The 20477-nt window shown below is 69.0% G+C and carries 17 protein-coding genes; 12 read left to right on the top strand and 5 right to left on the bottom strand.

The window, feature by feature from the left end; all coding sequences use genetic code 11:
- Positions 1-28: 28 nt before the first annotated feature.
- Entirely contained in the window at positions 29-1294 is a 1266-nt protein-coding gene (mshA, locus tag ACFVVK_RS15840) for a D-inositol-3-phosphate glycosyltransferase (RefSeq protein ID WP_390268873.1), read from the bottom strand.
- Between the two features lie 129 nt (positions 1295-1423).
- The gene (locus ACFVVK_RS15835; RefSeq protein ID WP_390268870.1) at positions 1424-2824 is read right to left on the bottom strand and encodes a 6-phospho-beta-glucosidase; all 1401 of its coding nucleotides are present in this window, start codon (positions 2822-2824) and stop codon (positions 1424-1426) included.
- A 123-nt stretch (positions 2825-2947) separates the two neighbouring features.
- Between ACFVVK_RS15835 and ACFVVK_RS15830 the strand changes: the two genes are divergently transcribed.
- The 6 genes from ACFVVK_RS15830 (at position 2948) to tsaD (ending at position 8461) form a co-directional block, all read left to right on the top strand.
- Positions 2948-4039, top strand: a complete 1092-nt coding sequence (locus ACFVVK_RS15830; RefSeq protein ID WP_390268867.1) for a carbohydrate kinase family protein — start codon at positions 2948-2950, stop codon at positions 4037-4039.
- Between the two features lie 199 nt (positions 4040-4238).
- Entirely contained in the window at positions 4239-5459 is a 1221-nt protein-coding gene (gene alr, locus ACFVVK_RS15825) for an alanine racemase (protein WP_390268864.1), read from the top strand.
- A 20-nt stretch (positions 5460-5479) separates the two neighbouring features.
- Positions 5480-6154, top strand: coding sequence for a tRNA (adenosine(37)-N6)-threonylcarbamoyltransferase complex ATPase subunit type 1 TsaE (tsaE, locus tag ACFVVK_RS15820; protein WP_390269125.1), 675 nt, complete (start codon positions 5480-5482; stop codon positions 6152-6154).
- Positions 6154-6825: a tRNA (adenosine(37)-N6)-threonylcarbamoyltransferase complex dimerization subunit type 1 TsaB gene (gene tsaB, locus ACFVVK_RS15815; protein ID WP_390268861.1), complete on the top strand. Its 672-nt coding sequence runs from the start codon at positions 6154-6156 to the stop codon at positions 6823-6825. Before tsaE ends, tsaB begins: the two co-directional genes overlap by 1 nt.
- Positions 6826-6878: 53 nt before the next feature.
- Entirely contained in the window at positions 6879-7346 is a 468-nt protein-coding gene (gene rimI, locus ACFVVK_RS15810; RefSeq protein WP_390269123.1) for a ribosomal protein S18-alanine N-acetyltransferase, read from the top strand.
- Positions 7343-8461, top strand: a complete 1119-nt coding sequence (tsaD, locus tag ACFVVK_RS15805; RefSeq protein WP_390268858.1) for a tRNA (adenosine(37)-N6)-threonylcarbamoyltransferase complex transferase subunit TsaD — start codon at positions 7343-7345, stop codon at positions 8459-8461. Before rimI ends, tsaD begins: the two co-directional genes overlap by 4 nt.
- Positions 8462-8495: 34 nt before the next feature.
- Here tsaD and ACFVVK_RS15800 read toward each other — a convergent pair whose 3' ends face one another.
- A complete protein-coding gene (locus ACFVVK_RS15800; RefSeq protein WP_390268855.1) occupies positions 8496-9647 on the bottom strand; it encodes a glutamate--cysteine ligase in 1152 nt (383 codons plus the stop codon).
- Between the two features lie 339 nt (positions 9648-9986).
- Between ACFVVK_RS15800 and ACFVVK_RS15795 the strand changes: the two genes are divergently transcribed.
- Positions 9987-10805: a shikimate 5-dehydrogenase gene (locus ACFVVK_RS15795; protein WP_390268853.1), complete on the top strand. Its 819-nt coding sequence runs from the start codon at positions 9987-9989 to the stop codon at positions 10803-10805.
- A gap of 12 nt (positions 10806-10817) precedes the next feature.
- On the opposite strand, the gene ACFVVK_RS15790 is transcribed toward ACFVVK_RS15795, so the two are convergent.
- Positions 10818-12059 carry an SAM-dependent methyltransferase gene (locus ACFVVK_RS15790; protein WP_390268851.1) on the bottom strand — a complete coding sequence of 414 codons (1242 nt, stop codon included), beginning with the start codon at positions 12057-12059 and terminating at the stop codon, positions 10818-10820.
- A 66-nt stretch (positions 12060-12125) separates the two neighbouring features.
- Here ACFVVK_RS15790 and ACFVVK_RS15785 point away from each other — a divergent pair, with 66 nt between their 5' ends.
- From ACFVVK_RS15785 to groL, 3 genes are all read left to right on the top strand, one after another.
- Positions 12126-12557: a hypothetical protein gene (locus ACFVVK_RS15785; protein ID WP_390268849.1), complete on the top strand. Its 432-nt coding sequence runs from the start codon at positions 12126-12128 to the stop codon at positions 12555-12557.
- A 727-nt stretch (positions 12558-13284) separates the two neighbouring features.
- Positions 13285-13581 carry a co-chaperone GroES gene (gene groES / locus ACFVVK_RS15780; RefSeq protein WP_390268847.1) on the top strand — a complete coding sequence of 99 codons (297 nt, stop codon included), beginning with the start codon at positions 13285-13287 and terminating at the stop codon, positions 13579-13581.
- An 81-nt stretch (positions 13582-13662) separates the two neighbouring features.
- The gene (gene groL / locus ACFVVK_RS15775; RefSeq protein WP_390268844.1) at positions 13663-15273 is read left to right on the top strand and encodes a chaperonin GroEL; all 1611 of its coding nucleotides are present in this window, start codon (positions 13663-13665) and stop codon (positions 15271-15273) included.
- Positions 15274-15373: 100 nt separating this feature from the next.
- Here the strand turns inward: groL and ACFVVK_RS15770 are convergent, their stop codons facing one another.
- On the bottom strand, positions 15374-16342 hold the full coding sequence (locus tag ACFVVK_RS15770) for a DUF389 domain-containing protein (RefSeq protein WP_390268841.1): 969 nt from the start codon (positions 16340-16342) through the stop codon (positions 15374-15376).
- Positions 16343-16520: 178 nt separating this feature from the next.
- Here ACFVVK_RS15770 and ACFVVK_RS15765 point away from each other — a divergent pair, with 178 nt between their 5' ends.
- Positions 16521-18617, top strand: a complete 2097-nt coding sequence (locus ACFVVK_RS15765) for an acyltransferase family protein (protein WP_390268838.1) — start codon at positions 16521-16523, stop codon at positions 18615-18617.
- Positions 18618-18832: 215 nt separating this feature from the next.
- Positions 18833-20344 (top strand): IMP dehydrogenase, encoded by a 1512-nt coding sequence (gene guaB, locus ACFVVK_RS15760; protein ID WP_390268835.1) that lies wholly within the window; start codon positions 18833-18835, stop codon positions 20342-20344.
- The last annotated feature ends 133 nt before the right edge of the window (positions 20345-20477 follow it).

The following is a 20477-nucleotide window of genomic DNA, read 5'->3' as shown; positions in this document are numbered from 1 at the left end:
GTGCCGGTCCGGCGCCGGGAGGGGCGGTTCAGGGTGCGCGGCCCGCCGGGACGGTCAGGTTCCCAAAATACTGGCTCACGGCGGTGTGATAGCTCTCCAACGTGATCGCGGCCGTGCGCTGCCAGCCGAAATCCTGGGCGTGGAGCGCGGCGGCGCGTCCCATGTCGGTGCGCGTCTGGGGATCGTCGAACAGCGCTTCGAGGGCGTCAGCCCAGTCGCCGGCTTTGTGCCCCTCGACCAGCATGCCCGTGAACCCATCCCGGACCGCCCGGGACAGGCCGCCGACCTTCGTGGCGAGCACGGGCGTCCCGCAGGCCTGCGCCTCCAGCGCCACCAGGCCGAAAGACTCGCTGTAGGAAGGCATCACCACGACGTCGGCCGAACGGTACCAGTCGGCCAGCTCCGGTGCGTTGACCGGCGGGTGGTGGGTAACGACGTCGTCCATTCCGGCGGCTCTGATCAGCGCCTTCAGGTTGAAGTCCTTGGCCCCGCTGACCGCCCCTAGGATGGTCAGCTGCAGGTCGATGTCCGGGCGCCGGGACCGCAGGAGCGCCGCGGCTTTGATCAGGATCTGCGGGCCCTTGAGCCGCTGGATCCGGCCCGCGAACAGCAGATGGAACTTGCCCGGGGCGATGCCGTGCGCGGCCCGGGCGCGGTTCCTGAACGACGGCGTGAAGATCGCCAGGTCCACGCCCGGCGGCGCGACGTCGATCCGGTCCATGTCGGCGTTGTAGTGCGAGACCAGCTCCGCCGCTTCGGTGCCGGTGTTGGCGATCAGCCGGGCGGCGCCGTCGACAATTCGGTGCTCGCCGTCCTCACGCCGCCGCGGTTCGGGCTGTTCGCCGGATTCGAGGAGCTGGTTCTTGACCTTGGCCATGGTGTGCATGGTGTGCACCAGGGGCAGCCGCCAGAGTTCCGCGAGTTCCAGCCCGGCCACCCCGGACACCCAGTAATGGGAATGGATGACGTCGTACCGGCCGTGCGGCTGGAGGTGCCGGATCCGGTCGATCTCGGCAACCATGCTGTGCAACAGCTCCGGGAGCTCCTCTTTGGGCAGCTTCCGCGGGGGGCCGGCGAGGACGTTGTGCACGCACACCCCCGGTGACGGGTGTTCGACGGCGGGCTGCGAGGCCGAGGTGGACCGCGTGAAGATCTCGACTTCCACGCCCGTCTCGGCGAGGGCCGCAGCCAGCGCCCGGACGTACACGTTCATTCCGCCGGCGTCCCCGGAACCGGGCTGCTCCATGGGAGAGGTGTGCAGGGAAAGGAAAGCGACGCGGCGGATCAGCGACACGGTTCCCCTTTCCTCTGCAGATTGCGTTTCGATAAAACACTACTCCTGAAGTGGCGGCCGGTTCACAGGTGGTTCCCAAGCCTGCTTCCGCATGACGGTCCCGCTGCCGGCGATCCCGGAACCTGGCCGCTACGGCCCTCCGCGCCACAGGCGGCCCAGCCCCGGGAACGCGGCCTCGTACCCGGCCAGCAGTTTGCCGGCCAGGACCTCCGAATCCACGAGCGGGTGCCTGGCGAACGCGGCCAGGGCCGCCTCCCGCGACCCGGCCGTCGCAGCCTCCACGACGAGCCGCTCGACGTCTTTGACCCGGCGCATCAGCCCCAGTTGCGCCGGCCCCGGAGGATCCTGCGGGAGCGGCACCGCGCCCTCGGGCGTCACCCGGCAGGGAACCTCGACGACGCCGTCCGCCGGCAGCCCCGGGACCGCCGGCACCGGGGACCCGGCGGTGTTCCCGCCCGGGCCGGGGACGGTGTTGACCGTGTTGAGGATCAGGTCGGCCGCGCCGCCGCCGGACAGGGCACGCATGGCCGCCAGAGCCACCCGTTCGTAGCCGCCGCCGGCGAGGTCGGTCTCGTCCCGGCGCTCGCCCGCACCGCGCGCCTCCGCGAGATAGCCCTCCTCGCGGGACCGGCGTGCGGCCTCCCACAGCGCAAAAGCCTCCGGCCCGGCGGCCGCCAGCCGGGGATAGAGTTCGGCCTGCTGGCGTGCGATCGATTCACCCCGGGTCAGGGGCGCGCCGCGCATGCCGGCCAGCGCGCGCTCGGTCTCGTAGTAGTAGAAGAGGTACTCGTTCGGCAGGCAGCCAAGCGCGGCCAGCATGCCGGGCGGGAACAGCCGGCCCTCCTCGAATTCCGCGAGCGCCGCAGGGTCCGCGAGCAGTTCCGGCAGCACGTCCCGGCCCTTGGACTGCAGGCGGTACAGCCAGCCGAGGTGGTTCAAGCCGTAGTAGCCGACGCCGTCGAGCCTTCCTTCCGGCAGTGCGGCGCCTGCGGCCCGCGCCGCACGGTGCACCAGCCCGCCGGCGGAATCGCAGATCCCGATCACCCGGTGCCCGAGCGCGGGGGCCAGGGCCTCGGTGACCATGCCGGCCGGGTTGGTGAAGTTCAGCAGCCAGGCTCCGGGGCAACGGCTGCGCATTTCCTCGGCGAGGCCCAGCATCGGCGGAATGGACCGCAGCGCGTAGGAGATGCCGCCGGCACCGGTGGTTTCCTGCCCCAGGAGCCCTAGATCCAGGGCAATCCGTTCATCGGCGGTCCGTCCCTCGGTGCCGCCTGGCCGGATGGCGGCAAAGACCATGTCCGCACCGTCGAGGGCCCCGGAGAGGGTGGACACGGTACGGACCTCGGGACCCGAGCCCGCCGGATCCTGCTGGGCCAGGGCCGCCAGGACTGCCTCGATGGCGGCCAGCCGGCCGGCGTCGACGTCGTAGAGCACAAGCTCCCGCACCAGTCCCGAGAAGGGGCCGGCGGAGAGCGCCCGGTAGATCAGCGGGACCCGGAAACCGCCCCCGCCGACGATTGTGAGCCGCATCCGGACAGTCTATTCTCCGCGGGTCCTGACGCTGCGTCCGCAGCGGTTCCGCCGGGCCGGCGCACCGGCCAGCGCTTTTCCTTACGGTTTCCCTCGACAGCGGTAGAGCGTAACCTGCCATATATGGACCCGATCCCGACGCGGCGGTTCGACCCGCTGTCTGCCGTCCGCAGCACGGCGGCGGGCGGGTTCGACCTCTTCCTGACCGGCACCGTCTTCCAGGACATCATCTTCACCGGGTTGCCGCATGCACCCCAGCCCGGAACGGAAATCTGGAGCGACGGGATGGGCAGCTGCCCGGGCGGTGTCGCCAACCAGGCGATCGCCGCGGCCCGGCTCGGCCTGCGGACAGGGTTGGCCGCCGTGTTCGGCGACGACGGCTACGGCGACTACAACTGGAAGATCCTGGCCGGCCAGGAACACGTGGACCTTTCCCTGTCCCGGCGGGTGCCGGGCTGGCATTCGCCGGTCACCGTGTCCTTGAGCGTGGAGAAGGACCGGTCCATGGTGACGCACGGCCATCCGGCGCCGGTGTCCCCCACCGAACTGGTCGGCTGTCCGCCCCAGGCGCTCGCCGCGGTGGCGGAACTGGGGGAGGAACTCGAACCCTGGGCCCTCGAGGCGCGCAAGAACGGCGTCCGGCTCTTCGGCGATGTCGGCTGGGATCCCACCGGCGTGTGGTCCTCCGCCCGGTTGGACAACCTGGAGCACTTCCACGCGTTCATGCCGAACCAGCGCGAAGCCATGGCCTTCACGGGCCGCGACGATCCCTGGTCCGCCCTGTACTCCCTCGCGGACAAGGTCCCCGTGGCGGTGGTCACCCTCGGCCCGCAGGGGTCGATGGCCGTGGACTCTGAAACGGGGGAGGAGGAGTGGGTCCCGTCCCTGCCTGTCCGGGCCTACGATCCCACCGGGGCCGGTGACTGCTTCGGAGCGGCGTTCATCGTGGGCTGCCTGGCCGGGTGGCCGCTCGGAGACCGGCTCCGCTTCGCGAACCTGTGCGCGGCCCTGGCCGTGCAGGAGGTTGGCGGCTCGCTCGCGGCGCCCGGTTGGGGTGACCTCGCCGATTGGTGGCAGCGGGCCAACGCCCGGAAGGAACGCCAGGGCAGCCAGTGGTTGCGCCGCTACGGTTTCCTGGCGGAGATTGTGCGCGATGTTCCCCCCGGTGCGCAGCGGCGGGCGTCGGCGACCATCGCGCACCTCTCCGACGCGTAGCCGGGTCCCGGGCGGGCCTGCGGTGTTTGCTGGACCACTGGACATGTCCTCCCCTTGGGCCGAGGAGTGGGCACGTACCCGTTGTGCCCGTTTTTCGGCGTGAGCACTGGGCATGTCCCGGCCCGAAGGGAGGGCATGTCCGGTGGTGGGCCGGGCATGCGGATTATTCGGCCCGCGGCACCGCGCCTAGAATCGTTAGGTGACTTACCAAGTATCGACAGGCAATCTTCCCCCCGGTTCGTCGGCAGCGCCGGTCCGCGAGGAGGAGCGCTCGGCATTGATCGACCTCGACGCCATCCGGCACAACGTCCGCCATATCGCGGCGGTGGCCTCACCGGCCAAGATCATGGCCGTGGTCAAGGCCGATGCCTACGGGCACGGTGCAACCCAGGTGGCCCGGGCGGCACTCGGTGCCGGAGCCAGCTGGCTGGGCGTCGCCCACATTTCCGAGGCCCTGGGCCTGCGCGCCGCCGGGATCGAGGCGCCGCTGCTGGCGTGGCTGCACACTCCGGACAGCAACTTCGCCGCCGCTGTGGCCGCCGGAATCGACATCGGCTGCTCGGGCTGGGAACTGGACCGGATTGTTGCCGCGGCCCGTGAGCAGGAACGGCCCGCCCGCATCCACCTGAAGGTCGACACCGGGCTTGGCCGCAACGGCGCCACCCTTGACGCCTGGGACAGCCTGGTGGGTGAAGCCATGGAATACCAGGACCAGGGCCTGCTGCGGGTGGTGGGGATCTTCTCCCACCTCGCGGTGGCCGACGAGCCCGAACGGCCCGAAACGGACGAGCAGCTTGCCGTGTTCCGCCAGGTCCTCGCCGTCGCGCAGGACGCCGGGGTGGACCCGGAGGTCCGCCACCTGGCCAACACCCCGGCCACCCTCTCCAGGCCGGATACGCATTTTGACCTGGTCCGCGTGGGGCTGGGCCTCTACGGGCTCTCGCCCTTCGAACGGCAAAGCCCGTCCGAGCTCGGGCTGCGCCCGGCCATGACGGTCCGTACCGTGGTTTCGCACTGCAAGGACGTGCCAGCCGGGCAGGGTGTTTCCTACGGGCTGAACTACCACACCGAGGGGGTCAGCACCCTCGGGCTCATCCCGCTAGGCTATGCCGACGGCGTGCCGCGCATCGCCACCGGCGGCCCGGTCCGCGTCGAGGGCGTGAACTATCCGGTGGTGGGGCGCATCGCGATGGACCAGATGGTCATCGACCTCGGTCCCCGCCACGTGGGGGCCGGAGGTCACAGCGTCCTTGGGGCCGAGGCGGTGCTGTTCGGCGACGGCGCCGACGGCGGACCCACGGCTGACGACTGGGCCCGGGCCGCCCGCACCAACAACTACGAGATCGTCACCCGGATCAGCCCCCGCGTGCCGCGCCGCTACCTTAACGAAGAGCCCGCCGCCAGCGAAGAGCGCCCGTGAACGGGCCCGGGGACGCGCCCGTGAACGGCCCGGTGTGGGAGCGGAGCATTCAGGTCCTGACCGCGGCCCAGACGCATGCGCTCGCGGCCGCGCTGGGCGCCGTCGTGGAGACCGGCGACCTGCTGGTCCTTACCGGCGAACTGGGCGCCGGCAAGACCACCTTCACGCAGGGGTTGGGCGAGGGAATGGGTGTCCGGCCCGGCATCATATCTCCGACGTTCGTCCTGGTGCGCATCCATCCCAACCAAGCGGACGGACCCCGCCCGGGCGGACCTGACCTGGTGCACGTGGACGCCTACCGCTTGGAGTCGGCCGCCGAAATTGATGACATCGATCTGGAAAACACCATGGACAGTGCCGTGACGGTGGTCGAGTGGGGCCGTGGCCGGGTCGAACACCTGAGCGAAAGCCGGCTGGAGGTCGAGCTGCACCGCAGCCGGGGAGGCGCCGCCGGCGTGCCCGCCGGCCCCACCCCCGGTGGTCACGGCAGCGATCACGGCCACGCCGTCGATCCCGCTGCCACCTCCAGCGTGCTGGATTTCGACACGGACGACGACGACGAGCCGCGCACGGTGGTGATCCGCGGCTTCGGCCTGCGCTGGGCCGAGCCGCCCGCAGCCCTGGCTGCCGGTACCATTTCCGGCAGTGAACCCCGTCCGGCGACCACACCCGAGACCCCGGAACGGAACTCCTGATGCTGATCCTCGCCATCGACACCTCCGCCGTCGCCAGCGCCGCGCTGGTCTCCGACGACACCCCGGAATCCGTGCTGGCCAGCTTTGCCACAGCGGACACGCGCACGCACGCGGAGGTCCTGGCCCCGGGGATCGATGCCCTGCTGGCCGAGGCCGGCGTGAGCGGGCCCGACGTCGACGCAATTGTCACCGGCGTCGGTCCCGGACCGTTCACGGGACTGCGCTCCGGGATCGTGACCGCCCGCACCCTCGCCTTCGTCTGGGACAAGCCGCTGTACGGCGTCATGAGCCTGGACGCGATCGCCCTGGAAGTGGCCGAATCCACCGACTCGGCCGCGGAGTTCATTGTCGCCACGGACGCGCGCCGCAAAGAGGTCTACTGGGCCCGGTATACCTTCTCCGATGCCCAGCTGCCGCATCTGGCCGACGGCCCGCATGTGGGGTTCGCCGCGGACCTGCCGGACCTGCCCGTCTACGGCGCCGGAGCCGGGATCTACTCCGACGTCGTCAAGGCCGTCGCCGAATTCAGCACCCGGCAGCCCGAGGCCCTCTCCCTGGGCCAGTTCGCCCTCGCCCGGCTCGAGGCGGGGGAGCAACTGCTGGACTCCACGCCGCTGTACCTGCGCGAGTCGGACGCCCAGGTGCCCGGACCCCGGAAGCGCGCCCTGTGAGCGCCGGGCACGCCACGCCGCGCCGGCTCCCCGGCGGCGTCACCCTGCGGGACATGGACACCGCTGACATCCCGGCCGTCCACGAGCTGGAACGCCGGCTGTTCCCGGTGGATGCCTGGCCGCTGCAGATGTTCCATGACGAGCTCGCGCAGACCGGTACCCGCCGCTACCTCGTGGCGGAACTGCACGGCGGCGTCGTCGGCTATGCCGGGCTGATGTGCATCGAGCCGATCTCGGACGTCCAGACCATCGCCGTCGTCCCCGAACAGGAGGGCAAGGGCATCGGCTCGGCCCTGCTGGCCGAGCTGATCCTGGAAAGCCGGCGCCGCGGCGCCCACGACGTGCTGCTGGAAGTCAGGGCGGACAACCCCCGGGCCCAGCAGCTCTACCGGCGCTTCGGCTTCGAACAGATCCACATCCGGCCCCGCTACTACCGCGACGGCGTCGACGCCCTGATCATGCGGCTCCAGCTGCCCCGCGAGCCGCTCAGCCCCCAGCCCAAGGAAGCAGGCCGACCATGAACCGCACCCAGCCGCTCGTGCTCGGCATCGAATCCTCCTGCGACGAGACCGGCGTCGGCATTGTCCGGGGCACCGCCCTGCTGACAAACACCGTGTCCTCCTCCATGGACGAACACGTCCGCTTCGGCGGGGTCATTCCCGAGATCGCCTCCCGCGCCCACCTCGACGCCTTCGTCCCCACCCTGCACGAGGCCCTCGCGGAGGCGGACGTATCGCTCGCGGACATTGACGCGATCGCCGTCACGTCCGGCCCCGGCCTTGCCGGAGCCCTCATGGTGGGGGTCTGCGCGGCCAAGGCGCTCGCCGTCGCCACCGGCAAGCCGCTCTACGCGGTCAACCACCTGGTCGCCCACGTCGGCGTCGGGCTCCTCCAGCAGGGCACCGGCGCGGCGGCGCCGTCCGGCGGCACCCGCCCCGGAACCGGGCCGGAAACGCTGCCGGAGAACATGGGCGCGCTCCTGGTGTCCGGCGGTCACACCGAGATCCTGCGGATCCGCAGCATCACCGACGACGTCGAACTGCTCGGCTCCACGATCGACGACGCCGCCGGCGAAGCGTACGACAAGGTGGCCAGGCTCCTGGGCCTGGGCTATCCGGGCGGCCCGGCCATCGACAAGCTCGCGCGCACCGGCAACGCCAAAGCCATCCGGTTCCCGCGCGGCCTGACCCAGCCGAAGTACATGGGCACCGCCGAAGAACCCGGGCCGCACCGCTACGACTGGTCCTTCAGCGGGCTCAAGACCGCCGTCGCCCGCTGCGTGGAACAGTTCGAGGCCCGCGGCGAGGACGTTCCCGTCGCGGACATCGCGGCAGCCTTCCAGGAGGCGGTGGTGGATGTGATCACGGCCAAGGCGGTGCTGGCCTGCCGCGAAAACGGCATCACGGAGGTCCTCCTGGGCGGCGGCGTCGCAGCCAACTCGCGGCTGCGCCAGCTCACCGAACAGCGCTGCAGCGCCGCCGGGATCCGGCTGACGGTGCCGCCGCTGTCGCTGTGCACGGACAACGGCGCCATGGTGGCGGCCCTGGGGGCGCAGCTGGTGATGGCCGGGGTGGAGCCCAGCGGGATCGGGTTCGCCCCCGACTCCTCGATGCCGGTCACGACTGTGTCCGCCTGAACAGCCGCTCCCCAACCGCCAGGGCGTTCCGGAACTAGGCTGCCGGCCCCTGCCGCATCTGCTTGACCAGGTCAAGGACGACGGCGCGCAGGTCTCCGCCGTGCTCGGCGGCAACCCGGCGCTGCCGCTGGCAGCCCGCGCCGCGCTGGATGATCTTCTCGACGTCGGCAAGTTCGGCGCTGCAGCCGAGCTTCGCCGCGACGGGTTCCAGCCGCTTCAGCGTCTCGCGCAGGTGGTCGGTGACGAGCTGCTCATTGCCTTCGGCGTCGAGAATGATGATCGCGTCCAGGCCGTACCGGGCCGCACGCCATTTGTTTTCCTGGACGTGCCACGGCGGCATGGTCGGAATGGTGCCGCCGCTGTCCAGGGTGGCGGAAAATTCGTCAACCAGGCACTGGGTCAGGGCGGCGATGGCTCCGACCTCCTCCAGCGTCGCCAGGCCGTCGCAGATGCGCATCTCGATGGTGCCGAGGGCCGGAACGGGACGGATGTCCCACCGGATCTCGGAGAGGGTGTCGATCACGCCCGTGGTGAACATGTCCTGCACATAGGACTCGTAGTTCTCCCAGCTGTCGAACTGGAACGGCAGGCCGGCGGTGGGCAGCTGCTGGAACATGAGGGCGCGCTGCGAGGCATAGCCGGTGTCTTCTCCGCCCCAGAACGGGCTGGACGCCGAAAGCGCCTGGAAGTGCGGGAAGTAATTGACCAGCCCGTCCAGCACCGGAAGGACCTTGTCCCGGTTGTCGAGTCCGACGTGAACGTGGACGCCGTAGATGACCATCTGCCGGCCCCACCACTGGGTCCGGTCGATGAGCTTGGCGTAGCGCTCCTTGTCCGTGACCGGTTGCAGCTGGGGCGGGCTGAAGGGGTGGCTCCCGGCGCAAAAAACCTCCACGCCCATGGAATCGGTGACCTCGCGGACCGCAGCGAGCGAACTGCTCAGGTCCGCCTTCGCCTCCGCCACAGTGGTGCAGACGCCGGTGACGAGTTCCACGGTGTTCAGGAGCAGTTCCTGCTTGATGTGCGGGTGCTCGTCGTCCTCATTGAGTTCGGGATGCCGGGCAGCGACGCCGCGGAGCACCTGGTTCGCCACGGAGGCGAGCTCGCCGGTCTCAGCGTCGACGAGCGCCAGTTCCCATTCCACACCAAGAGTCGACTGCCTGGATGAAGCGAACTCGATCTTCATGTGGTCCCTTCACTGTTCTGCTGTCCGTGGCCGTCGTCGTGGTGCCGGATGCGCCGGTAACACGCCGGGCGTGCTCCTGGACCTGCCGCCGGCGGTGACAGGTGCCATTCCGCACCAAGGCGCGCCGGCCGGACGGCCGACGGGGCAACGGGTGGTCCAAGTCTAGTGCAGGGGTAGCTGCCGAACGGCGCCAAAGTTACGGCTGAGGCGTGAGTGTGTTCACACCGCGGACGCCAGGGGCCCGCGTCATGCCGGCGCAATCCCCGGCGGCCCCGGCCGGGCTACGGGGGACCGGGCGGGTTGCGGGGGACCGGGGCAGACCTGGCGTTTAATGGAGCTGTGCCGATTCTGAACAAAGACATGACCCTGTGCATCTCGCTCTCGGCCCGGCCGAGCAACAACGGGACCCGCTTCCACAACCACCTGTACGAACAGCTGGACCTTAACTGGATCTACAAGGCGTTTGCTCCCACCGACCTGGCGCAGGCGATTGCCGGGGTGCGTGGCCTCGGCATCCGCGGCTGCGCGGTCTCCATGCCCTACAAGGAGGACGTGATCGCCCTGGTGGACGTGATGGACCCGTCGGCCAAGGCCATCGATTCGGTGAACACCATCGTCAACGACGGCGGCCGGCTGACGGCCTACAACACCGACTACACGGCGATCGAGCAGCTGCTGCAGCGCAACGCCGTCCCGACCGACTCCTCGGTGCTGGTCCGGGGCTCCGGCGGCATGGCGAAGGCCACGGTGGCCGCCCTGCGCGATGCCGGGTTCAAGGACGTGACCGTCGTGGCCCGCAACGAGGCCAACGGGCGCGGACTGGCCGATCTGTACGGGTTCGCGTGGCGCGCGGAGCTGGGCTCGCAAACAGCAGACATGCTGATCAACGTCACCCCCGTCGGCATGGCCGGCGGCCCGGAGGCCGAGGCGTTGTCCTTCCCGCAGGAGGCCATCGACGCGGCGGCGGTGGTGTTCGACGTCGTCGCCCTCCCGGCCGAGACGCCGCTGATCAAAGCCGGCCGCGCGGCCGGCAAGACGGTGATCACCGGCGCCGAGGTGGCCACCATCCAGGCCCTCGAACAGTTCGTGCTCTACACCGGGATCCGGCCGACCGACGGCCAGGTCCGGGCCGCCGAGGAGTTCATGCGGGCCCAATAGGAGGGGCCGGTGTCAGCCGGGCTGGATGGGCTCCACCGAGATGGCCACCCGGTCCTCGCCGATCCTGGTGAGGACCAGGGTGGCTGATTTTTTGCCCTTGCCCTTGGTGCCTGCCGGTTTCCCGCCGGGCAGGAGTTGCTTGCGCAGCTCGTCCGGGGTGACCGCCATGCCGCGCTTCTTGATCTCCAGGACGCCAATCCCTTGGTCCTTGACCCAGGATTTGAGCGCCTTGACGTTGAACGGCATCACTTCCAGGACTTTGTAGGCCCTGGCGAACGGCGTGTCGTGCAGCTCCGGCGCGCAGATGTAGGCGATGTGCTCGTCCACGAGATGCCCGCCCAGCTGGAGGGCGACGTCGGCCACCAGGTGGGCCCGGATGACGGCGCCGTCGGGCTCGTACAGGTACCCGGCCACCGGACCCAGGGCCGCCGCCGGGCCGCCGTCGAAGTCCTCGCCGCTGGTGAGCTCGGCCGCCCCGAGGGCCCCGAGCACCAGGGCGGCGCGTCGCACCCCGGGCCGCCGCACCGCGTTGAACCACAGGGCCACCTCGGTCACGTCGCCGGCCACGGACACCCACTGCGCCTCGCAGCCGGCCGGGACGGAAGCGTGCGGCATGCCCGGCCCCATCTTCACCCCGACGGCGCGCCCGGAAGCGGCGAGTGCCTCCGCGAAGGACAGCGGCGGGGAGAAGTCCTCCGGATCCCAGATCCGCTTGGTCCCCGACGTCGAGGTGGTGCGCCGGGCCGGGTCCAGCCAGACGCCGTCGACGCCCTCGAGCGAAACCGAGGTGGCATCCGAGTGGACCACGGTGGCATTGCGGAACGGGATCAGGTTCATCGTGGCGCAGGCGGCCGTGGTCTCATCCATTTCCACCGCCGTGACCGTCAGGTCCATGGACGCCAGGGCCATCGCGTCCGCGCCGAGCCCGCAGCCGAGGTCCGCGACATGGCCGACCCCCGCCTCCACGAACCGCTGCGCGTGCCGGGCCGCCACCGTGAGCCGGGTGGCCTGCTCCAGGCCGGCCTGGGTAAAGATCATCTGCCGGGCGAACTCGCCGAACTTGGCTTCGGCCTTGGTCCGCAGCCGGGACTGGGTGAGTACCGCCGAAACCAGTTCGGGGGAGTGGCCGGCCTTGCGCAGCTCCGCGGTGAGGCGGAAGGCGTCGTCCTCGCGGTAAGGGCCCAGCGACGCCAGCAGCTCCCAGCCCTCGGGGGTGAGGATCGGGGCGATGTGTTCCTGCGGTGCGTCAGTCATGCCATCCAGCGTAGTTCAGGGCCGGGGGCGGGCTGTGACCGGTGCACTGAGGCTAGGCTTGACGGCATGGATGACAGCGGTACAGGCGACAGCACGTCAGGGAACGACGCCGGACGGGAGGACGCCGGGCAGGAGGGCGCCGGGCAGGAGCGCCGCAGCCCCCGGGGGCTGGCCCGCTATGCCCGGCCGGCACTGATCGCAGGGGCCGTGATCGCCGTCGTGAGCATCGCGCTGCTGGTCATCATCTTCTTCCTCGACTCGTTCAACGCCACCGTGTATTCCGTCGGCGGCAAGAGCGTCCAGGACGCCACCGACGAGGCGCGGTCCATCCGCGAGACCTATGCCACGGCCCGGCTTGGCGGGGTCATCTTCCTGATCGTCGGCGTCCTGCTGGCCGCCGCCGGGGGGTGGCTGCTGTACAGGCACCGGAATGACGAGGGCAAGCGCCGGGACGAGGGCGGCGAGGACGTGGACTTCGAGGACCTCGCCGGGGAGTAGCCGCACCCTCCGCTCCACCGGACATGTCCACTGGTCCGCGCCAGACCCGGACATGTGCAGGGGTGGGCGCGAAGGTTGGACATGTTCGCACGCGCCACGGGACATGTCCGGTGGCCGGCGCCAGGCCTGGGCATGTGCAGGGGTGGGCCCGAAGGTTGGACATGTTCGCACGCGCCACGGGACATGTCCGGTTGCCAGCGCCAGGCCTGGACATAACACTCACAGGTCCTACGCCTGTGGTTAGGGCTGGACATGTCCCCCAGGGTCCGCGCCAAGGCTACATCTGGTTCGGATATGTCCTACGCCCGCTGTGAAGACGGGACATGTCCAGTGGTGGGCGCCGGGCCTGGACATGCGCACACGCTGAACGGGACATGTCCAGTGGTGGGCGCCAGGCCTGGACATGCGCACACGCTGAACGGGACATGTCCAGTGGTGGGCGCCAGGCCTGAGCAGAGCACCCATATGTCCAACGCCCGCCGTCAGAAATGGACATGTCCCGCGGGTTTTGGGTCCGGCATTGTCCACCGGGAAGGAATTTCTGGCACTCGCCTTGACCGAGTGCTAACCGGTTACATAGAGTCGTCGTTAGCACTCTCCCTAGGAGGGTGCTAACACATGAAGCACCTTCCGCCAGGCATGCTGCCGGCACCGCGACGACGGTCTGCACGCCATGGCATCACCGCTTCATAGTCCACGAATTTGCTGACGAAAAGGAGAGGTCCGAGTGTCGGTCTCTATTAAGCCTCTTGAGGATCGTATTGTTGTCCGCCCGCTCGAAGCCGAGCAGACCACGGCTTCCGGCCTGGTTATCCCGGACTCCGCGCAGGAGAAGCCGCAGGAAGGCGAAGTTGTTGCGATCGGCCCCGGCCGCTTTGATGACAACGGCAACCGCGTTCCCGTTGACGTTGCAGTTGGCGACGTCGTTATCTACTCCAAGTACGGTGGAACCGAAGTCAAGACCGGCGGCACCGAGTACCTCGTGCTCTCCGCCCGCGACGTTCTGGCGATCGTCGTAAAGTAACTCTCTTGGACCCCCGCGCAGCCGATCCCTTCGCCATGAACGGATCAGTTGCGCGGGGTTCTGTCTTGAAAGGACAAAACCATGGCAAAGCAGCTTGCGTTTAACGACGCTGCCCGCCGGTCGCTCGAAGCCGGCATCGACAAGCTCGCCAACACCGTCAAGGTGACGCTGGGCCCGCGCGGCCGCAACGTCGTGCTGGACAAGAAGTGGGGCGCCCCCACGATCACCAACGACGGCGTGACCATCGCCCGTGAAGTCGAACTGGACGACCCGTACGAGAACCTTGGCGCGCAGCTTGCCAAGGAAGTCGCCACCAAGACCAACGATGTCGCCGGTGACGGCACCACCACCGCCACCGTCCTGGCCCAGGCCCTGGTCAAGGAAGGCCTGCGCAACGTGGCGGCCGGTGCCGCGCCGGGCGAGATCAAGCGCGGCATCGAGGTCTCGGTCGAGGCCGTCGCCGCCCGCCTGCTGGAGAACGCACGCCCCGTCGAAGGCACGCAGGTTGCCAACGTGGCTGCCATCTCCGCGCAGAGCGAGGAAGTCGGCGAGCTCCTGGCCGAGGCCTTCGGCAAGGTCGGCAAGGATGGTGTGATCACCATCGAGGAATCCTCCACCACCCAGACCGAACTGGTCCTCACCGAGGGCATGCAGTTCGACAAGGGCTACCTGTCCCCGTACTTCGTCACCGACGCAGAACGCCAGGAAGCTGTCCTCGAGGACGCCCTGATCCTGATCAACCAGGGCAAGATCTCCTCGGTCCAGGAATTCCTGCCGCTGCTGGAAAAGGCGCTGCAGAGCTCCAAGCCGCTGTTCATCATTGCCGAAGACGTCGAGGGCGAGGCGCTGTCCACGCTCATCGTCAACCGCATCCGCGGTACGCTGAACGTCGTCGCCGTCAAGGCGCCGGGCTTCGGTGACCGCCGGAAGGCCATGCTGCAGGACATCGCGACCCTCACTGGCGCGCAGGTTGTCTCCCCGGAACTGGGCCTGAGCCTGGACACCGTGGGACTTGAGGTGCTCGGCACCGCTCGCCGCATCACGGTCACCAAGGACAACACCACGATCGTCGACGGCGCCGGTTCGGCCGAGGACGTCGCCGCCCGCGTTGCCCAGCTGCGCGCCGAGCTGACCCGCACCGACTCCGACTGGGACAAGGAAAAGCTGCAGGAACGCCTGGCCAAACTGGCCGGCGGCATCGGCGTCATCAAGGTTGGCGCTGCCACCGAGGTTGAGCTGAAAGAAAAGAAGCACCGCATCGAGGACGCCGTGTCCTCGACCCGCGCTGCCCTTGAAGAAGGCATCGTCGCCGGCGGCGGCTCGGCCCTCATCCACGCGCTGAAGGCGCTGGACGAGGACGCGGCTGTCCAGGCGCTCGAAGGTGACGCGGCTGCCGCCGTCGGCATCGTGCGCCGGGCCTTGACCCAGCCGCTGCGCTGGATCGCCCAGAACGCCGGCTTCGACGGCTATGTGGTGGTTTCCAAGGTGGCCGAGTCCGCCGTCAACCAGGGCTTCAACGCCAAGTCCGGCGACTACGAAGACCTGATCGCCGCCGGCGTGATCGACCCCGTCAAGGTCACGCGTGCTGCCCTGCGCAACGCGGCCTCCATCGCCGCGCTGGTCCTCACCACGGAAACCCTCGTGGTCGAAAAGCCGGCCGAGGAAGACGAGCACGCAGGCCACCAGCACTAAGGTCTGCCCGTGTGGGGCGGCCCGGCAATTTGCCGGGCCGCCCTTTTTTCTGCCCTGTGACCGCAGCGGCTTTTCTGCCCGGTGACCGCGGCGGCGCCTGTCAGCGCTGCATGCGGTCTGCTTTGCGCCGCAGCCGGTGCGCGGCGTCCGCCGGCAGCCGCTTGGTCACCAGCCGGTAGAACAACAGCACCCCGACGGCGGCCACGACGATCCCGACCAGGTTCAGGAAAAGCTGCAGGGCCGAGCCGGCTGCTTTTTGGTACTCGCCCAGGACCAGGGCCACGGCCACAAACCCCGCCGCCGGCACCGTGGTGACCGAGATGAACACGCCGATCAGCGCGGCCGAGCGCCGGCTGATCAGCGACAGCATTCCGGCCGTTCCGGCGAGCACAGCGACAATCAGCGAATACGGGCCGGGATGGTAGATGAAGTCGACCGCCGAACCGCGGTCCAGTACGTCCGGGGGAAACAGCCCGAGCGGCACGGAGAGCCAGGCGCCGAGGGCGGCCGCCAGCATCGCGACGGGAAAGCCGACGCCGAGAGCTAGCGCCGCGTCGCGTCCGAGCCGGCGCTGGCGCCGGACCAGGGCAACGGCCAGCGCGGCCAGCGGACCGAACTCGGGGCCGACGGCCATGGCGCCGACGATTGCGATCGTCGAGTCCGTGACGATGCCGATGGCCGCCAATTGGGTGGCCAGGACCAGGAACGTCAGGAAGCTCCAGGTCAGCCGGGAATCCTCGCCGCTCTGCCGCGACACCTCGTCCCAGACCACGGCGTCCGCGCCCTGGCCGGGGGCCTTCGCCTCTGCCCGGTCGGCACGGTCCGAGAGCACCAGGTCCGGCGTGCTGACCGTTATTGATCCCCGTTTCTGGACATCGAGGGCGTGGAGCTTCTCCACGAGTCGTTCCACGGATTCGCGGGCGAGCAAAACCTGGACAACGTCCCCGGGCGGCATGACGGAGGCGCCCTTGTCCAGGGTGACCTCCGCGACGCCGACCTCGCCGGCACAATTTTCGACCACAACACCGGACAACTCACCCGGGACACAAATGCGCAGCTGAACGATCACTTCGCCGCCTCCTCAGACTCCTATCAGCCTAGCCGCCGGGGCGCCGGGGCGCCGGGGCGTGGCCCGGGCGGGCCGTGCACCACGGCCGCGCCCGCCCGGCCCGGGACGTCGGCGATTGGCCAAGGAAATCACGTTTCGATAACATTGATGTTTTGCCAGCGGTCCGGAAGGGTTTTTTGTGTCGAACGAGCGAACCGCACTCACCGCGCCTCGAGCGGAAACCAGCGCGGACGCAGGTTCACCGGCGAACCGAAAAGCCAATTACCGCCCGGAAGTCCAGGGCCTGCGGGCCTTCGCCGTGCTGATGGTGGTCACCTACCACGTGTGGCTGGGGCGGGTCTCCGGCGGCGTGGACGTCTTCCTGCTTATTTCGGCTTTCCTGATGACGCTCAGCTTCACGCGGAAGATCGAGGGCGGCACGCCGCTGCGGCTGCTGAACCACTGGCTGCACCTGCTCAAGCGCCTGCTGCCCGCCGTCGTCGTGGTGGTACTCGGCGTCCTCGCCGGCACCTGGGCCATCCTGCCGCAAAGCCGCTGGCCGGACGTCCTTGACCAGGCGTGGGGGTCCCTGCTGTACCGGCAAAACTGGCTCCTGGCGGACAGCGCCGTGGACTACTACGCCCAGGACCATGCCGGCGCGAGCCCCCTGCAGCACTTCTGGTCCCTGTCGATCCAGGGCCAGGTGTTCGTGCTCTGGCCGCTTGTCTTTGCCGGCACCGCCCTCCTGAGCCGCCTGCTCAGCCGCTGGACCGGGAACGACCACGCGCTGTTCCGCTGCCGGCCGCTGCTGGCAATGGCCTTTGGTGCCATCTTCGCCGTGTCCCTGACCTACTCGATCGGGCAGACCACCACCAACCAGGCCCACGCGTACTTCGATACCGGCGCGCGGCTCTGGGAATTCGCCCTCGGCTCGCTCCTGGCCCTCGCCCTGCCCTACCTGAAGGCCGGCAGGGTGGTGCGGGTCGTGCTGGGCTGGGCCGGGCTGGCCGCCATGCTTTCCTGCGGGCTGCTGCTGACCGTGGACCGCTCATTCCCGGGCTTCATCGCGCTGTGGCCCACGCTGGCCGCCGCCGCCATCATCAGTGCCGGGCAAAGCGGTAGCCGGTTCGGCGTCGACCGCCTCCTGACCTGGAAGCCCCTGGTGGCGCTGGGGGACAACTCGTACGCGCTCTATCTCTGGCACTGGCCCCTGCTGGTCCTGACCCTCGCCGGGGCCGGCATCACGGCGCCGAACCTTGTCCAGGGCCTGTGCATCGTCGCCGCGTCGGTCGCTTTGGCGGTGCTCACCACACGCTACGTGGAGATGCCGTTGCGCGGATGGCGCTGGCCCAAGCGCCGTGCCTGGCGCACCGCCGTCGTGATTGCCACCTGCGGTGCAGTGCTGGCGGGGCCGGTCACCCTGTGGCAGGGCCAACTCACGACCGACGAGGCGGCGGCCGCGTCCCAGCCGAAGGAACTGACCCCCGGTGCTGCCGCCCTGGCGCCGGAAAACGCGGGAAAACCCACCCCGGAGGCGAAAATCATCCCCGCACCGGCGGCGATGAAGAACGAGTGGGCCGACATTGACGGGCTGTGCACGGACGGGAACGTCCCCGGCGACCCGCTGCTGCAGGGCTGCCTGCAGAACAACAAGCCGGAGAAAGTCACCAAGCGGATCGTGGTGCTCGGCGACTCGCACGCCCAGCAGTACATGGCCGCGCTCGGCCCGATTGCGAAGAGCCATGGCTGGGAAGTTGTCACGCTCCTGAAAGGCAACTGCCGTTTCGGCGGGCAGTCCCCGGAGCGGGACGCGGACTGCAACGCGTTCAACGCGGCCAGCGCACAGTACGTGCTGGACCACCGGCCCGACGCCGTCTTCACGGTCGCGTCGCTGACGCATAAGGATGCCCCATACGAGACCGAAGTGCCGCAGTACCTGGAGGGCATCAAACCCTTCACGGACGCCGGCATGGACGTCGTGGGCATCCGGGACAACCCGCGCTTCAACATCAACATGCCAGAGTGCGTCCAGAAGAACGGGGCCGGCGCCGCCGAGTGCAACGTGCCGAAACAAGAGTCGCTCGCGGGATCCTCTCCGCTGGACGCCTACCGCGGCAAGGTGCCCGGGCTGCACCTCATGGACATGAGTGACTTCATCTGCGCCGACGGAACCTGTCCGGCGGTGGTCGGCAACGTGTACGTCTACAAGGACGACAACCACCTGACCAAGACCTACGTGCAGAGCATGATCCCCATGTTCGAACAGCGGCTGCTCGCCACCACCGGCTGGAAATAGGCCGGGGGTCCGGCGCCCGCATGGGATGGCTCACATTCGCGGGCAGGTTACCTCCCCGGAATATGGCTATCGCCGCCGAGGTTCTACTATTTATTCAACACGTCTGCACCACCTTCTGCATGACCTTCTGCACAGGCCAGACCCGTAATGACGGGCTGGTCATCAGCTGCAACCCCTACCCCTGAACCCCGTAACCCAAGGTAAGAGGCGCACTCATGACCCAGCCCGAACACGACCCCTTTGGCTTCATCGGCCTGACGTACGACGACGTCCTGCTCCTGCCCGGCCACACCGACGTGATTCCCTCGGAAGCGGACACGTCCTCCCGGATTTCCAAGCGCATTTCGGTCCAGACCCCGCTGCTGTCCGCCGCCATGGACACCGTCACGGAGTCCCGGATGGCCATTGCCATGGCGCGCCAGGGCGGCCTCGGCGTCGTGCACCGGAATCTCTCCATCGAGGACCAGGCCGACCAGGTGGACCGGGTCAAGCGCAGCGAATCCGGGATGATCACCAACCCCCTGACCATCGGCCCCCAGGCCACGCTCGCTGAACTGGACGGCATCTGCGCACGCTACCGCGTCTCCGGCCTGCCGGTCGTGGACGAGGGCAACAGGCTGCTGGGCATCGTCACCAACCGCGACACCCGCTTCGTGCCGGAATCGGACTTCCCGCTCCGGCTGGTCAGCGACGTCATGACCAAGATGCCGCTCGTCACCGGGCACGTCGGCATCAGCCGCGAGGAAGCCTCGCACAAGCTGGCCACGAACAAGATCGAGAAGCTCCCCCTTGTTGACGAGCAGGGCCGGCTCAAGGGCCTGATCACCACCAAGGACTTCACCAAGGCCGAGCAGTACCCGCTCGCCACCAAGGACGAAGAAGGCCGCCTGCGCGTCGGCGCGGCGATCGGCTTCTTCGGCGACGGCTGGGAACGGGCCATGACGCTCATCGACGCCGGTGTGGACGCACTCTTTGTGGACACCGCGAACGGCCACTCCCAGGGCGTCCTGGAAATGATCAGCCGGCTCAAGGCCGAGCCTGCCGCGGCACACGTGGACATCATCGGCGGCCAGGCCGCCACCCGCGAAGGTGCCCAGGCGCTGATCGACGCCGGTGCCGACGGCATCAAGGTCGGCGTCGGCCCCGGCTCCATCTGCACCACCCGCGTCGTTGCCGGCGTCGGCGTCCCGCAGATCACCGCCATCTACGAGTCGGCGAAGGCGGCCATCCCGGCCGGCGTCCCGCTGATCGCCGACGGCGGCCTGCAGTACTCGGGCGACATCGGCAAGGCGCTCGTGGCGGGTGCCGACACCGTGATGCTCGGTTCCCTCCTGGCCGGCTGCGACGAATCCCCGGGCGAGCTGATCTTCGTCAACGGCAAGCAGTTCAAGAGCTACCGCGGCATGGGCTCCCTCGGTGCCATGCAAACCCGCGGCAAGAACACCTCGTACTCCAAGGACCGCTATTTCCAGGCCGACGTCTCCGGCGATGACAAGCTCATCCCGGAAGGCATCGAAGGCCGCGTCGCCTACCGCGGCCCGTTGTCCTCTGTGGCGTACCAGCTGGTCGGCGGCCTCCGCCAGACCATGTTCTACACCGGCGCCCCGACCGTCGCCGAGCTGAAGGCGCGCGGCAAGTTCGTGCGCATCACCGCGGCCGGGCTCAAGGAATCGCACCCGCACGACATCCAGATGACGGTGGAAGCCCCGAACTACGGTTCGCGCTAGATCCTTCCGCAAAAAACGGGTGGGCCCGCCGAACGCCAGGCGGTTTCTAGGGGTCGTTGCAACACCTGTTGGTTAGGTGGTTAGTAGTAAATCACGCAGACGCTCGGCTGGAGTTTTCCAGCCGAGCGTTTTG

Source organism: Arthrobacter sp. NPDC058192 (genome assembly GCF_042883665.1).
Classification (GTDB): Bacteria; Actinomycetota; Actinomycetes; order Actinomycetales; family Micrococcaceae; genus Arthrobacter.
This window is presented reverse-complemented; position numbering and strand designations above follow the sequence as displayed.

What these genes read in the sequence shown, in the direction of transcription:
- ACFVVK_RS15835 (WP_390268870.1), bottom strand. Translation starts at nt 2,824, where the DNA reads ATGCGGCTCACAATCGTCGGCGGGGGCGGTTTCCGGGTCCCGCTGATC.
- ACFVVK_RS15830 (WP_390268867.1), top strand. Translation starts at nt 2,948, where the DNA reads ATGGACCCGATCCCGACGCGGCGGTTCGACCCGCTGTCTGCCGTCCGC.
- tsaB (WP_390268861.1), top strand. Translation starts at nt 6,154, where the DNA reads ATGCTGATCCTCGCCATCGACACCTCCGCCGTCGCCAGCGCCGCGCTG.
- rimI (WP_390269123.1), top strand. Translation starts at nt 6,879, where the DNA reads ATGGACACCGCTGACATCCCGGCCGTCCACGAGCTGGAACGCCGGCTG.
- tsaD (WP_390268858.1), top strand. Translation starts at nt 7,343, where the DNA reads ATGAACCGCACCCAGCCGCTCGTGCTCGGCATCGAATCCTCCTGCGAC.
- ACFVVK_RS15800 (WP_390268855.1), bottom strand. Translation starts at nt 9,647, where the DNA reads ATGAAGATCGAGTTCGCTTCATCCAGGCAGTCGACTCTTGGTGTGGAA.
- ACFVVK_RS15790 (WP_390268851.1), bottom strand. Translation starts at nt 12,059, where the DNA reads ATGACTGACGCACCGCAGGAACACATCGCCCCGATCCTCACCCCCGAG.
- ACFVVK_RS15785 (WP_390268849.1), top strand. Translation starts at nt 12,126, where the DNA reads ATGGATGACAGCGGTACAGGCGACAGCACGTCAGGGAACGACGCCGGA.
- groL (WP_390268844.1), top strand. Translation starts at nt 13,663, where the DNA reads ATGGCAAAGCAGCTTGCGTTTAACGACGCTGCCCGCCGGTCGCTCGAA.
- guaB (WP_390268835.1), top strand. Translation starts at nt 18,833, where the DNA reads ATGACCCAGCCCGAACACGACCCCTTTGGCTTCATCGGCCTGACGTAC.